At 60.4% G+C, this 21,547-nt stretch carries 19 protein-coding genes and 2 pseudogenes; 9 read left to right on the top strand and 12 right to left on the bottom strand.

Features of this window, described 5'->3' with window-relative positions; translation table 11 throughout:
• The first annotated feature begins 253 nt into the window (after positions 1 to 253).
• From OKW39_RS09985 to OKW39_RS10010, 6 genes are all read left to right on the top strand, one after another.
• Entirely contained in the window at positions 254 to 874 is a 621-nt protein-coding gene (locus tag OKW39_RS09985) for a hypothetical protein (protein ID WP_429562569.1), read from the top strand.
• The gene (locus OKW39_RS09990; RefSeq protein ID WP_429562570.1) at positions 759 to 1,370 is read left to right on the top strand and encodes an ABC transporter substrate-binding protein; all 612 of its coding nucleotides are present in this window, start codon (positions 759 to 761) and stop codon (positions 1,368 to 1,370) included. The genes OKW39_RS09985 and OKW39_RS09990 overlap by 116 nt, the downstream gene beginning before the upstream one ends.
• Positions 1,367 to 2,410, top strand: a complete 1,044-nt coding sequence (locus tag OKW39_RS09995) for a FecCD family ABC transporter permease (RefSeq protein WP_429332207.1) — start codon at positions 1,367 to 1,369, stop codon at positions 2,408 to 2,410. The genes OKW39_RS09990 and OKW39_RS09995 overlap by 4 nt, the downstream gene beginning before the upstream one ends.
• Positions 2,407 to 3,204, top strand: coding sequence for an ABC transporter ATP-binding protein (locus OKW39_RS10000; protein ID WP_429562571.1), 798 nt, complete (start codon positions 2,407 to 2,409; stop codon positions 3,202 to 3,204). Before OKW39_RS09995 ends, OKW39_RS10000 begins: the two co-directional genes overlap by 4 nt.
• A 116-nt stretch (positions 3,205 to 3,320) precedes the next feature.
• Complete coding sequence (locus OKW39_RS10005; RefSeq protein ID WP_429562572.1) at positions 3,321 to 4,472, top strand: porin; 1,152 nt, start codon at positions 3,321 to 3,323, stop codon at positions 4,470 to 4,472.
• Positions 4,473 to 4,978: 506 nt separating this feature from the next.
• Positions 4,979 to 5,410, top strand: coding sequence for a hypothetical protein (locus OKW39_RS10010; protein WP_429562573.1), 432 nt, complete (start codon positions 4,979 to 4,981; stop codon positions 5,408 to 5,410).
• Positions 5,411 to 5,572: 162 nt separating this feature from the next.
• On the opposite strand, the gene OKW39_RS10015 is transcribed toward OKW39_RS10010, so the two are convergent.
• From OKW39_RS10015 to OKW39_RS10035, 5 genes and pseudogenes are all read right to left on the bottom strand, one after another.
• Complete coding sequence (locus OKW39_RS10015) at positions 5,573 to 6,022, bottom strand: hypothetical protein (protein WP_429562574.1); 450 nt, start codon at positions 6,020 to 6,022, stop codon at positions 5,573 to 5,575.
• 280 nt (positions 6,023 to 6,302) lie between these two features.
• A complete protein-coding gene (locus tag OKW39_RS10020) occupies positions 6,303 to 6,821 on the bottom strand; it encodes a hypothetical protein (RefSeq protein ID WP_429562575.1) in 519 nt (172 codons plus the stop codon).
• Between the two features lie 204 nt (positions 6,822 to 7,025).
• Positions 7,026 to 7,250 carry a hypothetical protein gene (locus OKW39_RS10025; RefSeq protein ID WP_429563514.1) on the bottom strand — a complete coding sequence of 75 codons (225 nt, stop codon included), beginning with the start codon at positions 7,248 to 7,250 and terminating at the stop codon, positions 7,026 to 7,028.
• Positions 7,251 to 7,449: 199 nt separating this feature from the next.
• Positions 7,450 to 7,863 (bottom strand): annotated as a pseudogene (locus tag OKW39_RS10030) (HAD domain-containing protein); the annotation flags it as partial.
• Positions 7,864 to 7,904: 41 nt separating this feature from the next.
• Complete coding sequence (locus tag OKW39_RS10035) at positions 7,905 to 8,219, bottom strand: hypothetical protein (protein WP_429562576.1); 315 nt, start codon at positions 8,217 to 8,219, stop codon at positions 7,905 to 7,907.
• A 503-nt stretch (positions 8,220 to 8,722) separates the two neighbouring features.
• On the opposite strand from OKW39_RS10035, the gene OKW39_RS10040 reads away from it, so the two are divergent.
• The gene (locus OKW39_RS10040) at positions 8,723 to 9,028 is read left to right on the top strand and encodes a helix-turn-helix domain-containing protein (protein WP_429562577.1); all 306 of its coding nucleotides are present in this window, start codon (positions 8,723 to 8,725) and stop codon (positions 9,026 to 9,028) included.
• 162 nt (positions 9,029 to 9,190) lie between these two features.
• On the opposite strand, the pseudogene OKW39_RS10045 reads toward OKW39_RS10040, so the two are convergent.
• From OKW39_RS10045 to OKW39_RS10075, 7 genes and pseudogenes are all read right to left on the bottom strand, one after another.
• Positions 9,191 to 9,381, bottom strand: a pseudogene (locus OKW39_RS10045) (SDR family oxidoreductase); the annotation flags it as partial.
• A gap of 150 nt (positions 9,382 to 9,531) precedes the next feature.
• Positions 9,532 to 9,999 (bottom strand): hypothetical protein, encoded by a 468-nt coding sequence (locus OKW39_RS10050; RefSeq protein WP_429562578.1) that lies wholly within the window; start codon positions 9,997 to 9,999, stop codon positions 9,532 to 9,534.
• Positions 10,000 to 10,116: 117 nt separating this feature from the next.
• A complete protein-coding gene (locus OKW39_RS10055) occupies positions 10,117 to 12,165 on the bottom strand; it encodes an integrase (RefSeq protein WP_429562579.1) in 2,049 nt (682 codons plus the stop codon).
• Positions 12,137 to 13,774, bottom strand: coding sequence for a tyrosine-type recombinase/integrase (locus OKW39_RS10060; RefSeq protein WP_429562580.1), 1,638 nt, complete (start codon positions 13,772 to 13,774; stop codon positions 12,137 to 12,139). Before OKW39_RS10060 ends, OKW39_RS10055 begins: the two co-directional genes overlap by 29 nt.
• Before the next feature lie 12 nt (positions 13,775 to 13,786).
• Entirely contained in the window at positions 13,787 to 14,968 is a 1,182-nt protein-coding gene (locus tag OKW39_RS10065; RefSeq protein ID WP_429562581.1) for a site-specific integrase, read from the bottom strand.
• Positions 14,969 to 15,225: 257 nt separating this feature from the next.
• The gene (locus tag OKW39_RS10070) at positions 15,226 to 15,756 is read right to left on the bottom strand and encodes a single-stranded DNA-binding protein (RefSeq protein ID WP_090802962.1); all 531 of its coding nucleotides are present in this window, start codon (positions 15,754 to 15,756) and stop codon (positions 15,226 to 15,228) included.
• Between the two features lie 146 nt (positions 15,757 to 15,902).
• Positions 15,903 to 17,090 (bottom strand): MFS transporter, encoded by a 1,188-nt coding sequence (locus OKW39_RS10075; RefSeq protein ID WP_090802960.1) that lies wholly within the window; start codon positions 17,088 to 17,090, stop codon positions 15,903 to 15,905.
• Between the two features lie 302 nt (positions 17,091 to 17,392).
• Here OKW39_RS10075 and uvrA point away from each other — a divergent pair, with 302 nt between their 5' ends.
• A complete protein-coding gene (gene uvrA / locus OKW39_RS10080; protein WP_429335713.1) occupies positions 17,393 to 20,266 on the top strand; it encodes an excinuclease ABC subunit UvrA in 2,874 nt (957 codons plus the stop codon).
• A gap of 34 nt (positions 20,267 to 20,300) precedes the next feature.
• Positions 20,301 to 21,386 (top strand): AI-2E family transporter, encoded by a 1,086-nt coding sequence (locus OKW39_RS10085; protein ID WP_429562582.1) that lies wholly within the window; start codon positions 20,301 to 20,303, stop codon positions 21,384 to 21,386.
• The last annotated feature ends 161 nt before the right edge of the window (positions 21,387 to 21,547 follow it).

Below are 21,547 nucleotides of genomic sequence, written 5' to 3' on the forward strand. Positions count from 1 at the left end.
TGTCGAGCGATCGACCGCGAGAATGCGCTCGTTGACTGATGTGATCCGTGTTTCTTAGGTCCCCCTCTCGACCCTTGTGTCGAGGCCCTCACTCGCCATCTCGAACCGCGTTGTTTGTGACGATCGGATGACACGCCCGGGATTGACGGATTCGCATCGCCACATCATTTCGACCAGACATCACTGCCAACGCCGACCTCCGATCTGACTGAGCGGGCGGTTTTCGCGCGCACGTCTGGTCACCGGAGCTTATATGTTGAACTGGAAAGGCATGCTGACCGCGGCCCTAGTCGCCCTCGCCTGCATCCCTGCAAGCCAGGCCATCGCAGCACCCGTACATGTCATCGATGCACTGAATCGCGATGTCGTGGTCGACGCACCTGCAAAACGGATCGTTCTAGGTTTTTATTTCGAGGAATTCACCGCCGTTGCCGGCACCAGCGGATGGAACCGCGTCGTGGGTTTGAGCAAGGCAACCTGGGCGGGATGGCGCGCCGCGACCTGGAAAGAGTATGTCAAGGTGATTCCGCGGCTGCAGGATCTGCCTGACGTTGGGTACGCGGGGGACAACACGTTTAGCGTCGAGAAGGTACTGGCCCTGCGCCCCGATCTTCTGATTCTTTCGCAACTCGAATTCGATTCGCTCGGCACATCCAAAAGCCGTTTGGATGCGGCTGGTATTCCGATTGTCGTCATCGACTATAACGCCCAGACACTGCAACGCCCACCTCGCCAGCACGCGTGCCATTGGCGCCGTTATGAGCGAGAACACCCGCGCCGAGGAACTAGCCCGCTTCTATCAGCGCAAATACGACGACATCCTGCGTCGTGTCGCCGCCGCCCGCACGACCACGAAACCCAAGGTCTACGTTGAACTGGGGTATGACGGCGCAGGAACCATCGGCAATAGCTACAACGGCACGATGTGGGGAAAGATTCTCGATAACCTCGGTGCGGAAAATATCGCAGCGGGTCGAATTCCCGGTGGTTGGGGGCAAATGAATCCGGAGCTCGTCCTGGCGGCCGACCCGGCATTCGTCTTTATCGCAGGTTCCTCGTGGGACAACGCACCTAACGCGGTTCGCCTAGGCTTCGGAAGCGATCCCGCACCAGCCCGTGCCACCCTGAAGACCTATACCGCGCGTCCAGGCTGGTCGAACATGCGTGCCGTGCGGGAGGGGCACGTCTACGGCATTGATCACGCGTTATGCCGGACGTTCTTCGACTACACCGCGATGGAGTACATCGCCAAGCAGCTCTATCCTGCACAGTTCGCCGATATCGACCCGATGGCCGACCTGCGCGACTACTACGCCAGATATTTGCCAGTGAAGCTGACTGGAACGTGGATGTTGAGCGCGAAGCCATGACCGTCGTAGATTCCTTTCTTGCCGAGTACCGTCGACAGATAATGCGTCGCGGCGCGTGGTTGATAAGCGCCGTCCTGTTATTGACAGTCCTGTTCATGATTGACATCGCGACTGGCCCCGCGATGTTGCGACCGTGGGACATGCTCACGGCTCTGTTTGGGGCGGATACTGACCCGGTCAACCGTATCATTGTCTGGACGATCCGCCTGCCCATGGCGCTGATGGCGGTCGGTGTCGGGATGTCGCTCGGTCTCTCGGGCGCAGTCATGCAGACGGTGCTGCACAACCGGCTGGCCTGCAGCTATACGCTCGGCATTTCGGCTGCAGCGGGATTTGGCGCCGCCTTCGTGATCGTCCTGGGGCGATGGATCCCTCTCCCCGCCGATTATGCGATACCGATCGCAGCCTTTTTCTTTTCAGCAATTGCCTGTGCCTGTGTCTTTGCAATAGGAAACAGCAAAGGCGCAAGTCCCGAAGCGATGATTCTGGGCGGCATTGCGCTGTTGTTCCTCTTTCAGGCGCTGACATCGCTTGTACAGTTTCAGGCTTCGCCGGAAGCTTTGCAGCAGGTTGTCTTCTGGCTGTTCGGCAGTTTTCTTAAAGCGAGCCTCGGCAAGGTCGCTGTGCTGGCCGCAGTGGTCGCCGTGGTTTTTCCGTTTCTGATGCTGGACGCGTGGAAGCTGACGACGTTGCAACTCGGCGACGACCGTGCGCACGCTCTAGGCGTGAACCCTCGCGCATTACGGCTACGCTCACTCGCCTTCGTATCCTTGCTGACGGCCGCGGCCGTCGCGTTTGTCGGAACGATCGGATTTGTCGGTCTCGTAGCCCCGCACATCGCCCGGATGCTGCTTGGCGACGATCATCGCTTCCTGCTGCCTGGCGCCGCGATCACAGGCGCTTTACTGTTATCCGGCGCCTCGATTGCCAGCAAGGTGGTCTACCCGGGTGCGGTCGTGCCGATCGGCATCGTCACTGCACTCATCGGCGTTCCGTTTTTTGTCTGCCTCATCGTCAGCCAGAAGCGAGGTCCAGCGTGAAGATCGAACTTCGTGATATCAGTATCTCGTACGGGAAACGTGCGGTGATGCAATCAATTTCCCTCACCGCCATGCCCGGAGACGTGACCGCCATCGTCGGTCCGAATGGCTGCGGGAAGACATCAGTGTTGCGTGCCATTGCGGGGCTTGCTGGATACAGCGGCCAACTCCTGTTCGACGGCCGCGCGCTGGACCGCCCCCCGAAGAAATCGAACCGAAGCCTCGTCAGCTATGTCGCGCAGGATTCTGCAGGGCGTAGCAGCCTTACCGTTCTCGAAGTTGTCCTGCTGGGTCGACTGGCAACACTAGGTCTGCGTGTGACTGAAGTGGACAAACATGTCGTGTGCGAGGTCCTTGCGGAACTTGGCATCCTGCATCTCGCGCAACGCTTTCTGGTGGAACTAAGCGGCGGTCAGCGCCAACTCGTTTTCATTGCGCAGGCCCTCGCGCGCAATCCTGCGGCACTGTTGCTGGACGAGCCGACCAGTGCGCTGGATATATATCACCAGTTGCACGTGCTGGAGGTGGTAAGGCGAACGACGCAGAAGCGCGGGCTGGCAACCGTCATCGTCTTGCACGACCTCAACGCCGCCATCCGCTACGCGGACCAAGTCGCGGTCCTGCGAGAAGGACACATGCTTGCATGCGGCAAACCTGAGGAGATCGTGCGGCCGGACGTCGTCGGCCCGGTCTTTCGCGTGGAGATGGTGAGCCTCCCCGGCGCGGGCAATTACCCAACGCTGGTCGCGACAGGACCCGTGCATGGATCGCAGGGCGCCGCCAGTCCAACGTAGCCCCCCAACCGCAACTTCGATTTCATAGTCTCATTTACCAGGGGAGTCCGCGCTGCGTCGCGACTCACCGCGCGCGACGCTTCCGGACATCGGATAAAAACGTACGTATTGCGAAAATGAAAATAGCATCTACTCTTGCACTTATTCCTGCTGCGCTGGGACTGATCGCGCCACAGGTCAATGCACAAAGCGTCACCTTATATGGGGTGGTCGACTCCGGTCTGAGCTACATGACGACGAATACTGGTAACAGGACAAGCCTCGTAAGCGGCGGCTTGTCCAGCAACCGGTGGGGGATCCGCGGTAGCGAAGATCTCGGCGACGGCCTTCAGGCTGTTTTCCGCCTCGAAAATGGGTTCTCGATTGTCAACGGAAAGCTGGGACAGGGTGGCCGGCAGTTCGGACGGCAATCGGTTGTGGGTCTGGCAAGTCAACGGTGGGGAACCGTGATTTTCGGACGTATGTATGATCCGGTCGTCGATATGACAGAGGTGCTGACGGCCGAGACGATCGGCGGTTCGCCATTCGCGACCCCGGGCGACGTCGACAACAACGACGGCAGCGCCCGCGTCTCGAACGCGGTGAAATACACGAGTCCTGTGATCGCGGGACTTCGGGCTGAGGCAATGTACGCGCTGGGCGGCATCGCGGGGCAGAACGGCCAGGGATATACGGCTGCGGGTGCAGTTTCCTACACCTATGAAAGCCTCAGTGTTGCAGGCGGCTATTACCAGGCCAGCAATACGCATATGGGTTCGACATTGCGCTTGGGGTGGAGCGGCGCATCGTCAGACTCTCTGTTCGACGGTGGCTCGATCAATGCCGCGTACGCAACGGCGCACGTCATCGGGATTGCGCAAGTTGCGACGCAGTATACCGGTAAGCGTGTCTCATTTGGCTTCGGTTACAGCAACGCGACGTACAGGCCCGACGCACTGTCGTCGTTTTCAAGGACTGAGACATACAACACAGCGCGCGCCTTCACGTTCTATCGCGTGAACCCTATGCTTCAGTTTGGCTTGGGCTACGCCTATACGCATGCGAGCGGCGATACCTCGGCGAGTTATCATCAGTTCAGCGCTGGCAGTTTTTATAACCTGTCCGTGCGCACGGACGTTTATCTGACAGGTGCGTATCAAATCGCGAAAGGTGCGCAACGTACCGCAGATGGCGGTACGCAGCGCGCTGTTGCTTCGATCTCGTCGTACGGCGTCGACGGTACGCGCTGGCAAGCGCTAGCACTCGTCGGCATGCGTCACCGTTTTTGACCCGCCTTCGGGCCGTCGTTGGTCGAAGAATCTTTGCCCATCGAGGATTTGCATTTCCGGATAGCGGAGCAAGGTCGAGCCGCAGAGCCCTGCTGCAAGCGGCGCTGCCGGCGATCACCGCCACGTTTCTCACGGAAGGTGCCATGACCCGGAATCCGTGTTTCGTTTGCCGCGAAGCCACGATTGGGTGCGGCTGTTTCTGACCGTGCGATAGTTCCGAATAGAAAGCGGAACACTTGGCGCGTGGCGTGAAGGGAGGTTACTGCGGTTGACAATAAGCTTGCCATCAAAAGGCCGCTGCAGATAAAGGGATGGCTGCTGTACTCGGAAAGCGGTCATACAGGTGGCACCGGCTCTATGTCCGTAGTGGGTCGTTCAGCGACAGTCGTCAATGAGCAGTCCGATTCGCCTCACCTCCTGCATACGACGACACTTGTCCTCTCTCTGAACATCGGCTCCACCGGCCGCGTGCTGCCCAGCCACCTGCAACTCAAGAAGGATCTGGCATGAACTCACATCGCAGTATCGATCAGACCGGCAAGCGTACAGTCGATCCGTTGTCGGAAGCCGTTGCAGCGGTGATGAACGGAACGGAATGGGTGACAGCGCAAACGGTCGGCCAATGGCACGACCCCGAAGCAGCCAATCCGCTTGAAGTGACGAACCGGTGGAAGCAGGAAGCCAGGATTTTCGCCATCGAACTGGCCGGCCAGACCTTGTACCCCGCCTACCTCTTTGACGAAACCGGCAACCCGATCCCTGAGGTCGCAGAGATTCTGCGCGTTTTTGCGAGCTACGGTCCGTTCCGGATCGCGTCCTGGTTCGAGTCGACCAGCAGCATGCTTCATGGCAAGCGTCCTCGCGAGGTCCTGGCTTCGGACTCCCCGGCAGTCCTGGCCGCCGCAAAGGATCATGTGGTGGGCCCGGTGCACGGGTAGCTCTGCGCACACCATGCCGCACTGCCCGATTCATTCATGCCCGCCTCCGCCGGATGAAAAACTTCGCCGAGGCGGCCCCGTCTGCCCGCCACGCATTCCCACGCGCAATCCGCGTCGCACGCAGGCCAGACCCGCGCGTCACGTACGCGTTGCCCCCTGACATCAGCGCTGGCCGTTGAGAAAGTCGAACCAGTCGTGCGCGTAGGCGCAACCATGATCGGGAATGCCCGAGCCGGCGAGCTTCCGGTCGAAGAATGTTCGGGTCGGCTCGGGAATTTCATCCAGACGCACGTAGCGAAAGCCTGCTTCGTTCGTATGAACCGTCACCTCCGGTTTCGTCGGTCGCGGTGGCAACGATTCGGTATCCTGATTTAGCGCAGCGGCAATGCCACGAGCAACAAGGTCCCACACGCTAGTCGCCCATCGCGGATAGCTGCGCACCACAGCGCGCTCGCCGATCTCGCCACCAAGCACCGCATCTTTCAGGACGACCCGGTAGTCCGCGAGTGCCCCGAACGGCGCCTCGCTCACCCGCGCGATATCCGCCGTCGCGATGACACGCTTTCCGCTTTCCCGCCCGCCGGGCAGCAACTCAATGGTGACTCGAAGCATCCGCCTCTCCTTTTGGTAACCACACCTGCAGGGCCGCTTCCAGCAATTTCACCGCAGTTGCGTTCGCCCTGGCCGCAAGTTCGACTGGGTCAGCCCCGTCGCCCTTCGGCGCTCTCGCAGGCGCCGAGCAATCTTCGGTGCATCGGCTCGCGGAATCCATACACGGCCCCCGGTCATCCTGGTCTCCTGCCTGAGTACTTTCTTTACAGATGGAAAAGATGCGTCCGAGCGGCCGGACAAACGTGGTCCCCTGGCGGTCGCTTTACGTCCGCCGCCGCTTTCAGCCTGCATGGGCATACGCATTCGCCCGCGCGTCATGCAGCGCATGGTGCTCGCCGCCATGCCGGGCGAAGTATGCGGCGCGCCGTTCGCTGTCGCACCGTCCCGCGATGTTCTCCAGCGCCCACCCGCGCGGCAGTGGGCCACCGAGGAGATACCGCAGCAGGTTCAGGTCCGTTTCGTAGTCGTAGCAGAGCACCGGCCCGGACGTAACCGGAATGTCGGCAAGCCACGCATGCAGCGCCTCGCGCAACCGCTCAAGCGGCATGGCACGCTCCGCGAAGCGGCCAAGCTGCGGCAGCACCACCGCCCCGACGAAGTCGCTGCACAGCGCGACATCATAGTCAATGCGCTCGCCGTAGAACTCACAGCCGTTCTCGCCCACGATGGCGAGGCTGATGAGCTGGCAGCGCTGGAAATCAGTGAACTCGGTGTCGAGGAAGCAGCGGTTGTTCCAGCCGCTGTGCTCCCCGGGCGGGATTGGCCAGGCCAGCGCGCCGTGAAAGCGGGTATCCGTCATGACCGCATGCGCCTCACGCCGTCGTCCAGGGGCAGGTCCCAGCCGTCGAGCCCGGCGCGCACGCCCGGCGGCCCATCGTCGTCATCCAATCGTTCAAAACCTGGCACAGAGATCCTCCTGCCTGACTGAATCGATCCCGAGCGCACACGTGCGTGCCCGTCGCCGCGCCCCGACCTTCCATTTCCATGCCACATTCCGTTTGCCTCATGGCCGATTACTGTCATCTTCCTGCTCGACTCCGGCGGCGCCACGCCCCTGCTGCGGCCCGCTCCGGGCGGATGCGGACGCATACGGGCGGATGCGGCGCAGCGGCCCGGCAAGCCGGGTCGCGTCGTCGCGGGTGGCGAGCGCGAACCGCCGCAGCCGCGCGCGCAGTTGCGCCGATACCTCGTGCGGCGGCAATGCCGGCCGTATCCTGCGCTTTCTCATGGCAGCTCCCTGAAATACCTCGTCGATGGCGGCAGTGGTCAGCTGGCCGCGATAAGCGGCGGATTATCACGGCTACCCCTGCTCCGGTCGATGCATCGCGACGAGGTACGCCTGTAGTTGCGCGAGGACCGCCGGGGCCGATACCGAGCACGGGGTCGGTGTGCACCAGGTGACTTCGGCACACCACCGGCCAACCGATGTCATCGTCGTCGAGCGCGAGCCATGCTGCGGGCTGACGCCGGCACACGTCGCCCCAGACCTGCACGCCACGCGGCCCGGACCGGAAACACACTGGATCCCTCCAGCAGTGAAAGGTCGCGCCGACCACGCGTTGACGCAGTTCCGGCGGCAGACGGTGGGCCGCCTTGCGAACGCTGCGGAACACCCTCACCCAGCTAGTGGACAGCACGATGCGCAGCTCAGGGGACGGCTCGAGGCAACACGCGAGCCGCGCCGCGTGTTCGAACAGCGCATGGCCCGGCGGGCTCGCGACATACGGTCTGGTGCCCGGCCGGCGCCTCACGTCCTCCGGATGAAGCACACCGCCGAAATCGAGATACAGCAAGATGCCACCCCGTCGGCGCGGCAGCATGTCCGGCTCCTCGATGGCCATGCCCCGCCCCTGTCCAAATGCGCCTCCACGGCAAGCCAGGATCAGCAACGGGCCGCTGCGGTCGGCGCCTTCGCGCGCCAGAGCCGCCTGCCGCGCGCAGGCTGCGTCGCCACGTCGTACGGGATCGACAACGTGCGCCCCGCAGCGGTCGTGAACCGGGTCACCGTGAGCAACTGCTTGTCTTCGCCGCGATGCTCGTACTCGGTCACACCCACCCGGATTTCGCAAAGCGGTTCGAGCGTCCACTGGTCGACCTCCCGTGCCAGCCGCGTGCTCAGTATGGCCGCGTCGCGCAGGACAACCTCCCCTTCGACGAACTGTTCTAGCGTCGCAGCCGTTTCGGGCAGGTCCAGCATCACGATTGTCGGGACGGCCCGCGAACGCGCCCGCGACACCCTGAGAATCAAGACGTCCCGCGGTAGCAGTAGCTGAACCGCTGACCATACCCCCCTGCCCGGCAACCCGCCGAAAGGCACGTTCAACGCAGGCACACGGTTAATTTCACTCGTCACAAACATACAGCCACTACCTCAAACGCTTTCATTACCAACTAACGCTCGCTAGGCATTTGGTCCGCACGACAAAAGCCGACGAAAAAGAATCCACAGACATTTGCCCAACGAAACCCGATGCTGAGTATTTAGTCACCTCTGTATCGACGCTCGACGCGAGACTCAACAGAGACCATCCATGAGACTTCGACGGATCGTAAGCGTTGGAACCAGGCACGTGAGCGCGTCCAGCGAGGCGTCTAGTCCCTAGCTATGACCATTGCACCCGCCGAATTCGTTACATTTTGCACATTATAGATTGTAGCTCAATCGTGTGCATGCGAAGACATTGCTCGTATTTGAACTTCATGAGCAAACAGTCGATTCGCATCGGTTTGGGGCGGGCACTCAGGGCTGCTCGGCGCTACAGAAACGTGTCCCAGGAATCGATGACCGCTACCAGTCGGACGTATTTGAGTGCGTTAGAGAGAGGAAGGCAGAGCCCGACGCTAGACAAGCTCGAAGGTATCGCCGACGATATCGGCGTACACCCCTTGACCCTACTGATCTACGCGTACACGGCAGGGGCATCAGAGACAGAGATAGAGGAAACCAAGTCTCGGGTTCAGAGCGAACTCGACGATTTTGTTCGCTACGATCTTAATGCGCAGTAGCGAACCCGCACGGACGATTGCTCTTGGCCTATCGAGCGTCAATGATCGGATCACCCAACGACCGCGAATGCCTCGAACGAGGTGACAGTTCGAAACGGTGTGCGGCCCAAATACCGTGAGCGGCGAAGCGTCATTCAGAAATCGGGAACAGGCGTCCATTGATCAGCCCGTATCACCGCCGGCAACGGGCAATACCGTGCCCGGTGATATAGCTTGCCTCGTCGGAAGCGAGAAACAAGATCGGTACAACCTGTTCGTCGATACTGCCGCAACCCTTGAAGAAGATCAATTCGGTCACTTGGTGAACCGCCTCGCTCATCCACGGCTCTTTCCTGCTCACTGTCGCCGACGGCATCGGGCGCAAAGCGAAGCTTTCCTGTCCCGCGGTCGAAAGTGCGGCTCCTTGGGTGAATCGATACGCGGGACGCTCATCGCAGTTTGCAGGACAACACGCCCGGCACAAACACATCGAAGGCGGCGAAAGGTCATCGCACCCACCGTCCCTAATGCTGTCCCTTTCGCTTCCTGCCCCGCTTCACTTCCGACGTATCGCCCCGCCGGTTTAAATCGTCAAGTGGCTTATCGAGATCTTCAATGTTCAGCCCAAGCTCGCTGCAACGGACAGCAATGCGTTGCCAACGCTGGAACCACGTTTGCTCCAGATCCTGGTATCGCTTCACTTTCCCTTCCAAGTCCCTAACCGTTTGATCAAAATATTTCGGTTCTTCATCCCTGGAGCGCGAAGACGATACGCGCGCCGGATCGGCAAGTGCGCGCTTCGCTTCGTCATAGGCCAACTTGATTCTCGGATGGCGGCTTAGCGCCTGACGGGTATAACCTGAAAAGGCCTCAATTTTCTCCCACGTGAGCTTGGTCCCCAGCTCGCGGTCACGCCACCTCTCCAACTCGGAAACGATAGTGAGCGCTTTCACGTCGCTGATTTTTGCACTCGCCCTGATTACCTTGACCATACGTTATTCCCCAACCCGATATTTGGTTGCGCCAGCCTTTTTGCGCGACAATTCGTTGTGCAAGCGACCGGGAGTCCAGTGTGAATAGACCTTCGATGCGTAACCCTGTGCGCGTAGTCAACGGCCTTCCTCGGGAACTGGTTCAGACAATTCTTCGCCTCTATCAAGACCGTTCTCAGCGATATACCGATCGATATCCGATTTTTTCAGCCCTGACGATTTCATCTGCTTCAGGAGCTGACGGTACTTCGTTTTCAAGTGTTTCCACCAGTCACTCTTGACGATCCCTCCTGCTGCCTTGCGGCTAAGTGCGGCGCGGATGGTCCCCTGCACGAACGCCATTTGACGCAATAGCGCATCCTTGCGTTCCAGGTCACCTTTCTCCCAAACATATTCATCGCAATCGGCTGTGCACTCCAGATACTTGGGGCATGGCATCATCTGGAAATCATGGACGCACATCCCTGGGCCAACGTCGTGGACAGCCTGAACACGCGTAAGCAAGAAACCTCTGGCGACTTCAGTCGGCAATACCTTGGCAATATCGGTGACTTTCCCCTCCACCTTCCCGGCCATGATATCGTCGACAACCTTCCTCGCCCGCTGCGCAGGCGTCAGATGTTGATACGCTCTCGTATCCGAAGGATTCTTCCGCCCGAACCATTTGGTCTGAACCATATCCGGAGCCCCACCCTCATCCAGCAGATTGTTCAGAAAATGGCGAAACCCTTTTGAACTAATTTCGATTGGCTGCCCGTCAGCGTCGACAATGCCGGAGCGCTCAAAGATATTTCTGGTCCCCGTGCGAGCTGTCAGGAAATCGCGGATCTGCAGATCGGCGACCGGCTGTGCCGCGTAGAGCAACGTGGTTAGGGTTCCACGATGCATCTGGTTCGTGTACACGACACACAGGGCTTGATGAAGTTCGAGTCCCTTCCCTTTTGGTCCACGCAGCATCGGCCGTGACCAATGATCCCGGGCGATGCCTGCCAGGAAGTCCGACTTTCGAACCTGAACTCTTTTGGTCAGGACTTCGTATGGAATCTTGCGCTGCTTGAGAAACTGCGCGACGTTCTTGCTTTCGAGACCGACGAGTCGTCGGACATCTACGGGGCCCAGGACGGGCTTCAGATTTTTCCCGACAAGCAGTCTTCCAGTGTGGCTGAACGAGCGTGCGACGTTTCGAGCTCCGTCTGTCAACTCGTGTAGCTCCCTAATCGCCCCTTCCACAAGTTCAACGGTTGCGCTGAGGAGTGGTTTCACTTTCCACTCAACGGTAACATGGTCCCGCCGCCCCTTGAGCCGCGCATATCGCAGGCTTCTGGTGCCATCTCGTTCAGTCAGCAGCGGATCTTCTGGCAAGGTGAGGACTTCACCTATTCGCAGACCCGTGCACACGAGAATGGTCGTAATCAGGATTGCTATACGATCTGGATTCGCTACGCCACTGGCGGGGTCCTCACTCCGGATATTCTGGTATAGCCATCCCACCGCACGAATAGCCTCTTCTTTCGGAAGACGGTCGTCGGGCTCCGCAACGGGGAGTACGTCTTCGATACGGTCTGTTCGGAGCTTTTCTGGCCGGACCTTCCTGCGACACCGCCAGTCAAGCCGCAGCCTGCAGAGCCCGTTCGCGTCCAGCATGTCCGCGAACTCTTCCATATGGCCGACGGCCTTATACGCGGAGACCTCGGCCTCCCGCTTGAAAATCGCGGCGGCAGCAAGATCGAGATGCGCTGGCGTTATCAGGCTGATGTCGTAATCGACGGATTTCAGTGCGTCGTAGACATAGCGTGTCGCACGGACAAATACCATGTGACTCGGGACGGATTGACCTCGTTGTGAGTGACGTGCACAAACGAGTGACTTGACCACGTCACCGAATGTTCCGGCAAGAGGCTCGCCAGCGATAGGCGCCTTCTGTGAATGCTGAGTGAACAGCAAATTATGAGGTGTGCCGTTGGACTTATATCCACGATCCCGGGACTCATATGACGCTGTCACGTCCCAGACCGGATCCTCCCAGGTCACATGAAGAAAGGGGTTGGACATCTTCGAAAGCGCTATCAGGATGCCTTGGTTCGCGATCCAGTTATCGCACGGCAGCCCGATGACTGAGCCGACAGCTGCCATCGACTTACGTTTTCGTGCCTTTTCGTCGGACATAGGCGGCCACCTCCATTATCACCTCGCATACGGCGTAGATCACGTCGTCGATCTGGATCGCAATCTGCAACGAATATTTTTTTCGACGCTCTTCCCGGGTTGAAAGCAATTCAGTGAGGACGGCGTTATGATCGGCCTCCACGAACGGCTCGAATTGTGGGCAGCAATAGCAGGTAAAGGGGGGATCAAGCTGACAGTTCTTCTTTTTGCCGCAACCGCCAATGTCGACCGGGTCGACGACATGCTCAGCCCCGAAAAAAGTCACCGTTTTCTCGGGCTTCTCGCCATTTGTCGAATCCGCTGCAGATTCAACTATCCTGCCCTTAAAGAGCTTCATTAGGGGTCCGAGCCGGAGCGCGGCAGCGCGGTCGAGGATGCGCGTCAATCGCTTTCCCTTGAGCGAATAGTAAACCTGCACGTGCTGGGTATCAGAGTGATCCAGCATTGCCGCCAAGGTGCGCTTGGCCACCCCACGCTCGACCATCATCGTCGCAAACGTATACCGTAGGCGACGTGGCGTAATGAACAGGCGCTGATTTGTTCTGGGCGATTTCAGATCCAGGCGGTTCACAAACCTTGATAGGAGGCTACGATATTCGTCAATCGGGAGATGATATTTGTATTCACTCACGCCCGTTTCGTCGAACCATGGATCTGGAGTCGCTCGCATAAAGAGCGGACGCGGAAATTGTCCGCAGTCGATCACCCTGTTGCGGTCGATAAGATCCTGGATAATCTGGACGAGTCTTTCATCAATGCGCTCGTCAATGAACGCGGCCCGCGGCCCAATTCCCGGCTTCTTGATGCGGGGGATGGACAGAACCCACTCGGGCGGTACCTTGAAGCCTGCGAGCGCATTCTTCAAATCCTCCTCGCGAAGCAGGCAGTAGTTGGACGGGTTACGGCCAAAGGCCAGTCCCAGCGCTACCGCAGCCCTTTGCATGACGTGCTCACGCTCGGACGAATGATCGTCCAGAATTGCGTGTTGAAGCACTGAAACCTCGACGTCCCAAAGCGGCCCAGACTCCTCGTCTTCCAGTTCTACTGCAACACCTGAGTCGCGCCCGGGTACGCTAACCCTATCCAGCTCCAACGCAAACTCTTCGTCGAATCCGAGGCACGCAAGTAGGTCCGATGACCTACAGTACCATTGACGAAGACGATAGAAATCCTCCATTCTTTTCGTTGCTCTCAGGGTCTCAATTGCAGACCGCAAGAGAACGCGAAGAGCGTCGGCTAGCTCCTGTGCATCCTCAATGTCACACATGGAGTGCCACAGCTGATTCACGCGCTTAGAGGTTTGCGTCCTCCCGACCTGGCCCTGAAGGGCGTTCGCGACAGCATGTATATTCACTAAAGTGCCTTTCGCAGACTGCTGCTTGAGCAGTTGCTGTGTCCAAAGCCGCAGGGCATATATCACGATGATGTTGCCACCCGCCAACCGGCTCCAGTCAAAAGACGATTTCTGTGTTGGGACGTTGAATTTCCACACGACGCCACTTAGGTCCATCGTACGTCCGTCGCGATCCACAATCTGGCTCTCTAGCGGCGACAGTCCGAACTGATGGAGCTTACGACCCAATTGGCGGTTTATCTCGTCGTTTGTCACGATTCAGCTCGCTCAGCTTGAACTGCCGAAAAGCGAGTGCTGATACGCCAGTCCGATCTCGGCGGCTTCCCGGCGTGTTGCGTCCTCGACGTACGGCGCGATTGACTTGTCAGAGCGCCAGCCGAAGAAGGTTTGCATGTCCTTGTCGATATCCGATTCATCGAGACCTCTTCGGCGGGCGGTCTCCTTGAAGTCGGTGACACAGGTACTTCTCAAGCAGTGCGGATGCAGATCGGAGAATTCCGGATGCACCAAGCCGATCTGGCCGAAGATTCCATCCAGCCGGTTCAAGCTCAGGGGCAGGCCAGACCGGCTCTGGAACAGAAACGGCATTCGATCCGCCAGACGGTTTTCCCTCCGCGTGACACAGATAAACTGATGCAGGTCTCTGGCGAGCTGTCTGTCACAGGGCAACTGACGGGACTCGGTCTTGACCTGAGGTTCATTGATGCGGGGATCCTTGTCGTCGTCAGGTGAACGCTCAACGTGAATCTCCGGGATGGCACGCGAGAGATGGCAGTGAGAAACCTGCAGCTTGAGAAGTTCCCCCCGCCGCAGGCCGAGCGCCAGCATCAAGCGAATGATGAGGCGATTCCTGATGCGGTAGGGCTTCTTCCATGGATTTTCAGGGCTGTCTACCTCGCATATCGCCAGCAGCCTCCGCTTCTCCGGCTCCAGAAGGGGTTTGGCATGTTCAGATGATTGCCCGCGCCCTTTGGCGGCATCCGCGAATATTTTCTTACATGCCGTTTGTTTTGCCCGAATGTCCTTGATCTCGCTACTACCTACGGGCCTGGCAGTGATCGCTGCATTGAAGTGCCAGTCGACAAATTGCCATATGACGTCCAACCGGAACTTGACCGAGCTTGGTGCGACAGCCAATGACCGGACTGCATCCGCTGTGCGGAAGTTGCGGCGCAACCAGGAACAAAGGCTGTCAATCTCGTTCTGCGTCAGGCCGTTCCCGCTCTCCAGAGGTTCACGCAGCGAGGACGTCTGCCGGAGTGACCAGGCATAGAGGAAGCCCAGTATTCGCGTGACCTTCAGGAGACTGTTGAACGAAAGCCTGCGACGCAGGCGCTTGAGGATGTAGAGATTGATCCAGACGACTGGCTGACGGTCGGCGTCAAGCAGGATCGGAAGGCGTTCGCCCCCCGGATGCCGGACGGTTACCACGAAAAACGGATTGGCCACTGCCACCCTCCTCAACGGGCGTCAACAGCACAATAGGTGATGTTTACGTTTCTACCAAGGAGAATGTGCGAGCGTCAGCAACGGAGCCGGTTTCTGGGCAGCAATGTTTACACAGCCCGTTACGAACCAAAGCGCAGTCAGCCGCGGTATACCCTCCGCTCAATCTTGTCATTTCTCCAAGGCCGTAAACCCAAGAGAGATAAAGAAAACCCCGCACAAAGGCGGGGCTGATCTTTACATATTTCAGTTACGGGTGGTTAGAACGGAATATCGTCGTCCATCTCGTCGAAGCCGCCGCCAGCCGGCGCGCTCGGTCGGCTCGCACCGCCACCGCCGCTACCGCCACGCGAACCGCCGCCCGACGACATCGCGCGACCACCGCCGCCGCCGCTGCGCTCCGACGGCTCGCCACGGCTATAACCGCCTTCATCGCCGCCACCCATCGACGCGCCGCCGCGGCCGCCGAGCATCTGCATCTGCTCCGCGACGATCTCGGTCGAATAGCGATCGGTGCCGTCCTGCGCCTGCCACTTGCGCGTGCGGATGCGCCCTTCGAGGTACACCGACGAGCCCTTCTTCAGATATTCCGCCACGATTTCCGCGAGGCGGCCGAAGAACGCGACGCGGTGCCACTCGGTGGCTTCCTTCATCTCGCCCGACGCCTTGTCCTTGTAGCGGTCCGTCGTCGCAAGGCGGATGTTCGCCACTGCGTCGCCGCTCGGAAGATAGCGGACTTCCGGATCGGCGCCGAGGTTGCCGACCAGAATGACCTTGTTCACGGATGCCATGAATTTCTCCTGTTGATTCCTGTTGCAGGCGGCGCGGCACTACGCGGTTCGCGTCTCACGGCCGGCAGGCCCGAGACCAGAAGAGCGCCTCTGCCCGCCGCCGGGTGAGTTCTGGATGATTCGGGAGGTGCCCCGAGTACGCTGTGTTATGCCTTGCGCGGCGGCTGTTTCATCTTTGCGGCGATTATAAGCCAGCAAAATACCAGCCCGGAGCAGGCGAAGAAAACCGCGCTCTGGCCGTTCACCTTCAGGAGCCAGCCGCCGACCACTCCGCCCAGCGCAAGACCGATCGACTGCGTGGTGTTGTACACGCCGGCCGCGGCTCCCTTGCGGGTACCGGGCGCGAGCTTCGACACCAGCGAAGGCTGCGAGGCCTCGAGAATATTGAAGCCGAGAAAGTACACGAACAGGATCGCCGCCACACTCAGAATCGTATGCGGAGCAACGCCCAATAACAACTGGCCGATCAGGATAAGAGCGATCGCCGACAGCAGCACGATCTTCATCTTGCCGCGCTTCTCGGCGGCGATGATCGCCGGCACCATCATCACGAACGACAGCCCCATCACCGGCAGATACACCTTCCAGTGTGAAGCGACCGGCAGCCCGCCCGCTTCGAGAATGCGCGGCACGACGAGGAACAGCGCGGTTTGCGTGGCGTGCAGCACGAGCACGCCGAAATTCAAACGCAGCAACTCGACGTTGTGCAGCACTTCGGCGAACGGCGCGCGCACATGCACCGGCTTCGGCGCATCGGGCACGACCCATATCACGACGCCGATCGCGAGAATCGAGAACACGCCGACCAGCGTGAAGAGCCCGCTCATGCCGAGCCAGTGGAACACGATCGGCGCGCCGACGATCGCGACCGCGAACGACACGCCGATGCTGCCGCCGACCATCGCCATCGCCTTCGTGCGATGTTCCTCCGAGGTCAGATCGGCGATGAACGCGATCACCGCCGACGACACCGCACCCATCCCCTGAATCACCCGGCCGACGATGATCCACGTCATGTCGTGCGCGGCCGCCGCGACGAAGCTGCCGATCGCGAAGATCAGCAGGCCCGTCGCGATCACCGGCTTGCGGCCGACCTTGTCGGAGATCCAGCCATAGAAGATGTAGAGCATCGACTGCGTGACGCCGTACGCGCCGAGCGCGATGCCGACGAGCAGCACGTTTTCGCCGCCGGGAATGGTCTTCGCGTAGATCGAGAACACCGGCATGATCATGAAGAGACCCAGCATGCGCAGCGCGAAGATGGCGGCAAGCGACACGGTCGCGCGCAATTCGGGCGCGCTCATGCGTGTGGAGATGGCGGACGGATTGGACATCGAAGCGTTGTTTGAATGAACCGGGCGGCGAGCCCGTGGGGACAGCCTTGGCCGCCGGCACAGTGGAGCAGAACGAACAGGCAGGCGGCTAGCCCCGGCATATCGGCGGGTCCGCGCCGACGAGACGCGCAAAGCCCGTGCCCCATCGCCCCCGCTCACCCCTCGCGGCATCTTGTACTCACGGAAAACGGCCCCAGTTACGCCTTTTTCCCGCTGTCAGCACACCGTAACGGCGGTCTGGAAAAGTCGTTATAGTAGCAGGTTTGGCCTCTTTCCCTTTCCGCAGTTCATGGAATAAATCCGTGGAACAAATCCGTATTCGTGGGGCTCGCACCCACAACCTGAAGAACGTCAATCTCGACCTACCGCGTCACAAGCTCGTCGTTATCACGGGGCTTTCGGGCTCCGGCAAATCGTCGCTGGCGTTCGATACGCTGTATGCGGAAGGACAGCGGCGCTACGTCGAAAGTCTGTCCGCCTATGCGCGGCAGTTCCTGCAACTGATGGAAAAGCCAGACGTCGACCTGATCGAAGGCTTGTCGCCAGCTATCTCGATCGAACAGAAGGCGACCTCGCACAATCCGCGCTCGACGGTCGGCACCGTCACCGAAATCCACGACTATCTGCGTCTGCTGTTCGCGCGCGTCGGCACGCCCTACTGCCCCGATCACGAGATTCCGCTCGAAGCGCAAAGCGTGTCGCAGATGGTCGACGCGGCGCTCGCGCTGCCCGAGGAAACGCGCGTGATGATCCTCGCGCCCGTCGTCAGCGATCGCAAGGGCGAGCACACGGATCTGTTCGAGGACATGCAGGCGCAAGGCTTCGTGCGCTTTCGCGTGCGCTCGGGCGGCGGCACCGCCAACGAAGGCACGGCGAAAATCTACGAAGTCGACTCTCTGCCGAAGCTCAAGAAAAACGACAAGCACACGATCGACGTCGTGATCGATCGTCTGCGCGTGCGCCCCGACGTGAAGCAGCGCCTTGCCGAATCGTTCGAAACGGCGCTGCGTCTCGCCGACGGCCGCGCGATCGCGCTCGAAATGGATACGGACAAGGAGCACCTGTTCAGCTCGAAGTTCGCCTGCCCGATCTGCTCCTATTCGCTGCAGGAACTCGAGCCGCGCCTGTTCTCGTTCAACAACCCGATGGGCGCGTGCCCCGAATGCGACGGCCTCGGCCAGATTACGTTCTTCGATCCGAAGCGGGTGGTCGCGCATCCGTCGCTGTCGCTCGCGGCGGGCGCGGTGAAGGGCTGGGACCGGCGCAACCAGTTCTACTTCCAGATGCTGCAGAGCCTCGCGGCGTTCTACGACTTCGACATCGACACCGCGCTCGAGGACCTGCCGGAAAAAGTCCGCAAGATCCTGTTGTACGGTTCAGGCAAGCAGGAAATTCCGTTCTCGTACATCAACGAGCGCGGCCGCACGTCGGTGCGCGAGCACGTGTTCGAAGGGATCATCCCGAATCTGGAGCGGCGCTACCGCGAAACCGATTCGTCCGCGGTGCGCGAAGAACTCGCCAAATACCAGAATAACCAGCCATGCCCGGCGTGCGCGGGCACGCGGCTGCGTCGCGAGGCGCGCTTCGTGCGCATCGGCGCGGACAGCGACGCGCGCGGCATCTTCGAGATCAGCGGCTGGCCGTTGCGCGACGCACTCGGCTACTTCCAGACCCTGCGGCTCGAAGGCTCGAAGCGCGAGATCGCCGACAAGGTCGTCAAGGAGATCGTCGCGCGTCTGATGTTCCTCAACAACGTCGGGCTCGATTACCTGTCGCTCGAACGCAGCGCCGAAACGCTGTCGGGCGGCGAAGCGCAGCGCATTCGCCTCGCTTCCCAGATCGGCTCGGGGCTGACCGGCGTGATGTACGTGCTCGACGAACCGTCGATCGGCCTGCATCAGCGCGACAACGACCGGCTGATCTCGACGCTCAAGCATCTGCGCGATCTCGGCAACTCGGTGATCGTCGTCGAGCACGACGAGGACATGATCCGCATGGCCGACTACGTGGTCGACATGGGCCCGGGCGCCGGCGAGCACGGCGGCATGGTGATCGCCGAGGGCACGCCGAAAGAGGTGCAGAAGAACGCGGCGTCGCTGACGGGCCAATACATGTCCGGCGCGCGCACGATCGAATACCCCGACGAGCGCAAGGATCCCGACGAGCGGCGCCTGCGCATCGTCGAAGCGTACGGCAACAATCTGCACAACGTCACGCTCGATCTGCCGGTGGGTCTTTTGACCTGCGTGACCGGCGTGTCCGGCTCGGGCAAGTCGACGCTGATCAACGACACGCTGTATCACGCGGTCGCGCATCATCTGTACGGCTCGGCCACGGAGCCTGCGCCGTACGAGTCGATCGAGGGCCTCGAGCACTTCGACAAGGTGATCAACGTCGACCAGTCGCCGATCGGCCGCACGCCGCGCTCGAATCCGGCCACCTACACGGGCCTTTTCACGCCGATCCGCGAGCTGTTCGCGGGCGTGCCGGCCGCCAAGGAGCGCGGCTACGATCCGGGGCGCTTCTCGTTCAACGTGAAGGGCGGGCGCTGCGAATCGTGCCAGGGCGACGGCGTGCTGAAGGTCGAAATGCACTTCCTGCCCGACGTGTACGTGCCGTGCGACGTGTGCCACGGCAAGCGCTACAACCGCGAAACGCTCGATATCCAGTACAAAGGCAGCAACATCAGCGAAGTGCTCGACATGACGGTCGAACACGCGTACGAGTTCTTCAAGGCCGTGCCGGTCGTCGCGCGCAAGCTGAAAACCCTGCTGGACGTGGGTCTCGGCTATATTCGCCTGGGTCAGTCGGCCACCACGCTGTCGGGCGGCGAGGCGCAGCGTGTGAAACTGTCGCTGGAACTGAGCAAGCGTGATACCGGTCGCACGCTATACATCCTTGACGAACCGACTACCGGCCTGCACTTTCACGATATCGCGCAGTTGCTGGAAGTCATACACCGGTTGCGTGACCAGGGTAATACCGTCGTGATCATCGAACATAATCTCGATGTAATCAAAACTGCGGACTGGGTCATCGATCTCGGCCCCGAAGGCGGCGCCGGCGGCGGGCAGATCATCGCCCAGGGCACGCCCGAGCAGGTCGCGAAGTCGAAGGCCAGTTTTACCGGCAAATATCTGGCGCCGCTGCTCAAGCGCGCCGCCACCACAAAGTAACGCTGCACTACCGAGGTTGGAGACGGGATAAGCCATGACCAAGCGTAATCAGGCGCACGAAGAAGATCGGGTGCAGGACCTGCGCCCGCGCCCGGTCAGGCTGACCAGCGACATGAGTCTGCCGAAGCTGTCGGCGGTCGAGATCGGCAGCTACGTGGTGATGCTGTTCGGTATGTGGGCGGTGATCGAACTGAAGCTGCTCGGCGCGCTGCTCGCCGGGCTGCTGGTGTTTCAGCTCGTGCATACGATCGCGCCGCGCATCGAGCGTCACATGTCGAGCAAGCGGGCGCGCTGGCTCGCGGTGGTGATTCTGTCGACGCTGATCGTCGGCGCGCTGACGGGACTCACGCTCGGCATCATCTCGCATTTCGAGAACGACGTGCCGAGCGTGCAGGCTCTGCTCGATCAGGCCATGCAACTGATCGACCAGGCGCGCGGCAGGATTCCCCAATTCGTCGCGAACTATCTGCCGGTCGACACCGAGCAGATGAAGACGAAGGCCGCCGAACTGATGCACACGCACGCGAACATGCTGCAGCAAAGCGGCACGACCGTGGCGCGCGCGTTCACGCACGTGCTGCTCGGCATGATCATCGGCGCGATCATCGCGGTCGGCGCGCAGAAGCATATCCAGCGGCTGCCGCTGTCCACCGCGTTCGTCACGCGCGTCACGCGTTTTGCCGACGCGTTTCGCCGCATCGTATTCGCGCAGGTGAAGATCTCCGCGCTGAACACGGTGTTCACCGCGATCTTCCTGCTGGTGATCCTGCCGGTTTTCCACGACCGGCTGCCGCTGTCGAAGACGCTCGTGCTCGTCACGTTCATCGTGGGTCTGCTGCCGGTGATCGGCAATCTGATCTCGAACACGATCATCGTCGCGGTCGCGCTGTCGGTGAGTTTTGCGGCGGCGATCATGTCACTTGTGTTCCTGATCCTGATTCACAAGCTCGAGTACTTCCTGAACGCGCGGATCGTCGGCGGGCAGATCGAGGCGCGCGCATGGGAGCTGCTGATCGCGATGCTGGTGATGGAAGCGGCGTTCGGTATCGCCGGGGTCATCGCGGCGCCGATTTTTTATGCGTACATCAAGCGGGAGCTCATTTATTTGCGGTTGGTGTGAGTTGGGCTGGGTCGAGTAGCAAAAGTCAGCACTCACTAGCGCTCTGCAGCACACGCGGCAGTCCACGCAGCCGACGAAAGCGCAAGCGGCACTTCGGTGCCGCTTTTTTTTGCTTCCCGTGACCCTGCATCGTCGCCTCTTGCTGACAGAAAACTTGCAGC

The sequence above is a fragment of the Paraburkholderia sp. MM6662-R1 genome (genome assembly GCF_050436245.1).
In the GTDB taxonomy this organism is placed as follows: domain Bacteria; phylum Pseudomonadota; class Gammaproteobacteria; order Burkholderiales; family Burkholderiaceae; genus Paraburkholderia; species Paraburkholderia tuberum.